This window comes from Bradyrhizobium jicamae, from assembly GCF_018130215.1.
Lineage (GTDB): Bacteria > Pseudomonadota > Alphaproteobacteria > Rhizobiales > Xanthobacteraceae > Bradyrhizobium > Bradyrhizobium jicamae_A.
The window spans coordinates 1-5,444 of record NZ_JAFCKQ010000100.1; the positions used below are offsets into that span (position 1 = coordinate 1).

Sequence of the window (5,444 nt, forward strand, 5' to 3'; positions counted from 1 at the left end):
TGTGGTCCTACCCCCGTGCTTGCTACATTGCACGGGGCCCATGGGTGCGATCGGCACCCGGCTTTCCCTGCGCCCTCCGATCAAGAGAGGGCGAAACGAGGGATAAGACTCGGACAAATCATGTCGCGAGAATGCGCATGCATGACTCACAAGCCGCGCAACACTTTCGGCGTCGTTGTGTGCGGTCGAGCCTTCGCCAGCCACCACATCGCGCATGTCGCATGTCCGCGCATCGTCAGTTCGAGCTCGATGCGGTGCGGACCACGCGCTTGACCTTGTCGGCGGTGTAGCTCTGCCCGCCGATCGAGAGCAGCGGGGGCGACGCCGTCAGGTCGACGGAGTCGACCATGCCCTGGACTTCGGTGGAGATCGAGATGGTGTTGCCGTTCGAATCCTTGCCGGTGGCGGTCAGCGTGTAGCTGCCGGGCGGCCATTGGGTGCCGTCATTGCCCTTGCCGTCCCAGACGAAGCTGGAATTGCCCTGGGTCAGGTTGAAGTTGCCGGAATAGGCGGTGGTGCCGTTCGCGCTTGCGATCGTGATGGTGGCATTGGTGCCCGCAGGCGCGGTCAGGTTCCAGGTCGCCGAGTTGTCGAGCGTTGCCTTGCTGCCGTCGACCGCGACGGTATTGCCGACATACATCAGCGCCTGCGTCGACTGCGCGCTCTTCTCGATATCGACCAGCGACTTCAGCTGGTCGTTTGCCTTGAGCTGCTGCTCGACGCCGGCAAATTGCACCAGCTGCTGGGTGAACTGGTTGGTGTCGAGCGGATCGAGCGGGTTCTGGTTCTGGAGCTGCGTCGTCAGCAGCGTCAGGAAGGTCTGGAAGTTGTCGGCGATACCCTGCGTTGCCGTCGATGCGGAGCTGTTGCCGGAGGTCGATCCGGAATTGGTGCCTGGTGCGGAGACCACCGGTGTCGGCATGGTTGCATCGACTGTCATCGTGAACTCCTTACACGCTGATGTCGACGCCGCCGAGGGCGCCGGCCGCGCGGCCGTAGGAGCGGCCGATTGCCGCGGCGGAAACGGGCTCTTCCTCGCTGACGATCAGTTGGTGGGCGTTCGAATTCGACTGGCCGTTGCTGTTCTGACCCGACTGCGACTGGTCGCGCAGGCTGAACTGCAATCCGCTGTTGCCGGTCGAGAGGCCGGCATTGTCGAGCGCGCGCTGCAACTGATTGGCATCCTGGCGCAGCATCGACAGCGTCTCGGGCCGTTCGACGGTGAGGTGCGACGTCACGTTGCCGTTGCGATCGACGTCGATCCGGACGTCGATGCGGCCGAGCTCGGCGGGATCGAGCCGGATATCGAAACGGCTCCTGCCGCTCTTGGCGGTGGCCGCGATCTGCACCGCGAGGCCGCTGAGCGGAACGGCGGCGCCTTGGGATGCGACGGTCGCAGTCAATTGTGCGTCCGCCGCCGGCGTCGTGGGCGTGGCGGGCAGCTGCGGCTGGATCGCATTCGCGGCCTGCGCGCTGGCGTCGGGCATGCCCAGCGCAGCGGTGTGGCCGCTGGTCGCAGGTGCCGCCACCGCAGTGCCGGCGTCAGCGTCGGCCTTCGCGCTGTCGGCGTCGCCGCCGTCATCGCCCCTGGCCTTGGCGTCGACTGGGGCCGCCTGAGCGACGGCGGAAACCACAGTCGTGGGTGTCGCCCCGGTGCTGGAGGCCGTGCTGCCAGCTTGAGCAGTCGGCGCCGCGGCCGTCGCGTCCTTCGCGGTCAATTGAGTGGTGGGTTGAGCGGTGGGCCGGGCGGTCGTCCTGGCGGCTGGTGTGCCCGCTGCGACAACCGTGGCCGCAAGCGCAGTGCCGGTGGTTGCGTCGCCGGTTGCAGTCGCTGTGCCCTGCGCGGTCGCGGCATCCGCAGCAGTCGTGACCTGCGCGCCGGTCTTCGCGCCGGCGGCCTTGGCGATGTCGGCTCCGTTTGCGGTGGCGGCGGCAGTGACGGCGGCCGCGGCGTCGGCCCCGACAGGCTTTCCGGTGGCCGCAATGGCCGAGCTTGCGGCAATCGCCGCCGCGGCGATCGCGAGCGGCGCCGCGGGTTTGTCGGATGTCGCAGCCGTGGTCGGTGCCGTATTGTCCGGCGCGGTGGTGGCGGTAATCACGGTGGCGACGACCGCCGTCGCAGTCGTCGCGTCCTGCTGCGTCACGTCGGTCTGGCCGGTCGCCTGCGCACTGCCGCCGGATTGACTGTCGCTGCTCGGCTTGGAGTCGTCGGAACTCGAGGTCGACTTCGACTTGTCCTTGCGCGGCGTCGTACTGTTGCGGGCGCTCGTGCCGGTGCTCGTGTTGTCGGCGTTGCCGGTCTTCTGCGACGATGTGTCCGTCGTCGAGGAGGAATCGTCGGACCGGCGGGCGGGCGGCGGCGCGGATTGGGTGGTGGACGGGTCGGGCAGGCGGTTGTCATTGCCGGCCGCATCGTTGCCGTCGACCATGGTAGCGAAGCTGTTGCCCTCCGACTGCACGGTCTGCTCCTGCCGCGCCGACCGCTGGGCCGCCCGCTGAAACGACAGGCTCGCCAATGTTTCCGATGTGACGCTGACCACAGCCACCCTCGCAATGAGACTTCCGGCCAGATGTCAGCAAGGACCGGGCCAGTCCCGGTGTTGAAAAATGTATAATTATTTCAATCGCTTATTTGCACGACGTGGTGAGCGGAACCGGTTCCCGGCGGTCTGTTTTTTGCCCGGCGGCAAGATTTGCCTCCTGCGCGCGGTCCCCCCGCGGTTTCGCGTGATTGCCTCCCCGGAATACGGCCTATATTAAAGTGCAGTCTCCAGCGCGTTCCGATCCGACCGACCCGGCCTTTGAACGCGTTCCAGGACTTTCTGAATACAGAGTTTTTTGAAATCCCGTCGCGGGGCCCCGAAAGCTCGCCGCGACAATGATCGATGACCCCTTGAAGATGCTCAACAACCTCGATCTCGAAGGCCGCCCTGAGGATACACGGATCGTCGTCGCGATGTCCGGCGGCGTCGATTCCTCGGTGACGGCTGCGCTGTTGAAGTCGCAGGGCTACGACGTGGTCGGGATCACGCTGCAGCTCTACGACCACGGTGCCGCGACCCATCGCAAGGGCGCCTGCTGCGCCGGACGCGACATCCATGATGCGCGCAATGTCGCGGAGAGGATCGGCATTCCGCATTACGTGCTCGATTATGAAAGCCGCTTCCGGGAGCAGGTGATCGACAATTTCGCCGACAGCTATGCGCTCGGCGAAACGCCGGTGCCGTGCATCGAGTGCAACCGCACCGTCAAGTTTCGCGATCTGCTCGCGACCGCGCGTGAGCTCGGCGCACAGGCGCTCGCCACCGGTCACTACGTCGCCTCGCGCCGCCTCGCCGACGGATCACGCTCGCTGATCTGCGCGGCCGATGCCGATCGCGACCAGAGCTACTTCCTGTTCGCGACCACGCGCGAGCAGCTCGACTTCCTGCGCTTCCCTCTCGGCGACATGACCAAGCCGCAGACCCGCGAGCTGGCGCGGCGCTTCGGCCTCGAGGTCGCCGACAAGCAGGACAGCCAGGACATCTGCTTCGTGCCGACCGGCCGCTACACCGACATCATCGGCCGCCTGAAGCCGAATGCGATCGCGCCCGGCGACATCGTCGATCTCAACGGCAATGTCATCGGCCAGCACCAGGGCATCGTTCATTTCACCGTCGGCCAGCGCAAGGGGCTCGGCATCGCCTCAGGCAGCCCGCTTTATGTGGTCAGGCTCGATGCGGCGAGCCGCCGTGTCGTGGTCGGGCCGCGCGAGGCGCTGCGCATGGACCGCATCGCGCTGCGCGACGTCAACTGGATCGGCGACGGCCGGCTTGATCGTGTGATCGGCGAGGGCATCGAGATCCATGTCCGCGTGCGTTCGACCCGTGCGCCGCAGCCGGCATGGCTGCGCGCTGCCAGTGGTGGCTATGAGGTCGAGCTCGTCGCCGGCGAGGAGGGCGTATCGCCTGGCCAGGCCTGCGTGTTCTACGACGCGCCTTCAGGGCAGGCGCGCGTGCTGGGCGGTGGCTTCATCAAGAGCGCAAGCGCGAGCCGGGTGGTGATATCGGCGGCGCGCGATGCAATGGCGACGCTCGCAGAATAGAGGAAGAGGCTTCGGGGCAGGGGAATGGCTGGGGACATCGACCGCGAGGGGGTCGAAAAGGCGTATGGCCGCTGGGCGCCGATCTACGATCTGGTGTTCGGCAAGGTGTTCGATCAGGGTCGCCAGTCGACGATCGCGGAGGCCGACCGGATCGGAGGCCGCGTGCTCGATGTCGGCGTCGGCACCGGGCTGTCGCTGTCGGATTATTCGCGCACGACGCGGCTGTGCGGCGTCGACATTTCCGAGCCGATGCTGCGGCGGGCACAGCAGCGCGTGCGCGCGCTGGGCCTGAGCAATGTCGAGGCGCTGGCGGTGATGGACGCCAAGAACCTCGCATTCCCGGACGCGTTCTTCGATGCGGTGGTCGCGCAATATGTCATCACCGCGGTGCCGGATCCCGAGGCGACGCTTGACGATTTCGTTCGCGTGCTGAAGCCCGGCGGCGAGCTGATCCTGGTCAATCACATCGGTGCCGAAGGCGGGCCGCGCCGTGTCTTCGAGCTTGCCTTCGCGCCGCTGGCGCGACGGCTCGGCTGGCGCCCGGAATTCCCATGGGCGCGGCTGACCGACTGGGCGACGAAACATGGCGGCGTCAGCCTCGCCGAACGCCGCCCGATGCCGCCGATGGGGCATTTCTCGCTGATCCGCTTCCGCAAATCGTGAGGCCGCAGCAATTTTTGCAGGGAACATCGGCGTGTCGGCGTGGTTTTCCTGGCATGAGGATCAATCGAACGCTTGCCCTGTCCTGTGCGCTGATGGCGTTGCCCGCGGTTGCCGCCGCGCAGGCGCCGCCGGCGCCCGCGACGCCGCCGGCGCAGACCGCGCCGCCACAGCCTCAACGCGCCGCCAATTGTGCGCCGATGGAGCAGTCCACGCATCCTGGCACGGCGGCTCCGGAGGGAACCACGATCGGCCAGAGCAGGGCGCCCTTGGGCGACAAGCTCGCCCGATCCGACGGGGTGCTGTGCCCGCCCGCCGGGGTCGATCCGGAGATGCGGGCGCCGACGCCCGAGGGCGGCAACACGCCCGTCATCCCGCCACCCGGCAGTCCTGGCGGCGATCCCTCGATCCGGCCGAAATAACCCCTGTCTCCAATATGTTGCTGATCGAGCCGGGTTTGCTTGACAGGCGCGCGCCCCACTCTTTATATGCCGCGCGTTCGCGCCCGCAGCCTCGATGCCGCCGGCAGCGACGCCGTGGCGGGGTAGCTCAGCTGGTTAGAGCACGGGAATCATAATCCTGGGGTCGGGGGTTCGAGTCCCTCCCCCGCTACCAATGTTCCCCTGTCCAGCCCGGACACATAGGTAACGGAACGTACCTAAGACATGGGTGACAACCTCGTGCCGAACGGATTGTCGAG

The 5,444-nt window shown here is 66.9% G+C and carries 5 protein-coding genes and 1 tRNA gene; 4 read left to right on the forward strand and 2 right to left on the reverse strand.

The window, feature by feature from the left end; all coding sequences use genetic code 11:
- Positions 1 to 235 precede the first annotated feature (235 nt).
- Both JQ586_RS39885 and JQ586_RS41435 read right to left on the reverse strand, forming a co-directional pair.
- Complete coding sequence (locus JQ586_RS39885; RefSeq protein ID WP_212400096.1) at positions 236 to 940, reverse strand: flagellar hook assembly protein FlgD; 705 nt, start codon at positions 938 to 940, stop codon at positions 236 to 238.
- A 10-nt stretch (positions 941 to 950) separates the two neighbouring features.
- Positions 951 to 2,540 (reverse strand): flagellar hook-length control protein FliK, encoded by a 1,590-nt coding sequence (locus tag JQ586_RS41435; protein WP_212400097.1) that lies wholly within the window; start codon positions 2,538 to 2,540, stop codon positions 951 to 953.
- A gap of 359 nt (positions 2,541 to 2,899) precedes the next feature.
- Here JQ586_RS41435 and mnmA point away from each other — a divergent pair, with 359 nt between their 5' ends.
- From mnmA to JQ586_RS39910, 4 genes are all read left to right on the forward strand, one after another.
- Positions 2,900 to 4,084, forward strand: a complete 1,185-nt coding sequence (mnmA, locus tag JQ586_RS39895; protein ID WP_212400100.1) for a tRNA 2-thiouridine(34) synthase MnmA — start codon at positions 2,900 to 2,902, stop codon at positions 4,082 to 4,084.
- Positions 4,085 to 4,108: 24 nt separating this feature from the next.
- Positions 4,109 to 4,747, forward strand: coding sequence for a class I SAM-dependent methyltransferase (locus JQ586_RS39900; RefSeq protein WP_212400098.1), 639 nt, complete (start codon positions 4,109 to 4,111; stop codon positions 4,745 to 4,747).
- A 53-nt stretch (positions 4,748 to 4,800) separates the two neighbouring features.
- Positions 4,801 to 5,166 carry a hypothetical protein gene (locus JQ586_RS39905; protein WP_212400099.1) on the forward strand — a complete coding sequence of 122 codons (366 nt, stop codon included), beginning with the start codon at positions 4,801 to 4,803 and terminating at the stop codon, positions 5,164 to 5,166.
- 116 nt (positions 5,167 to 5,282) lie between these two features.
- Positions 5,283 to 5,359, forward strand: a tRNA-Met gene (locus tag JQ586_RS39910).
- Positions 5,360 to 5,444: the final 85 nt, after the last annotated feature.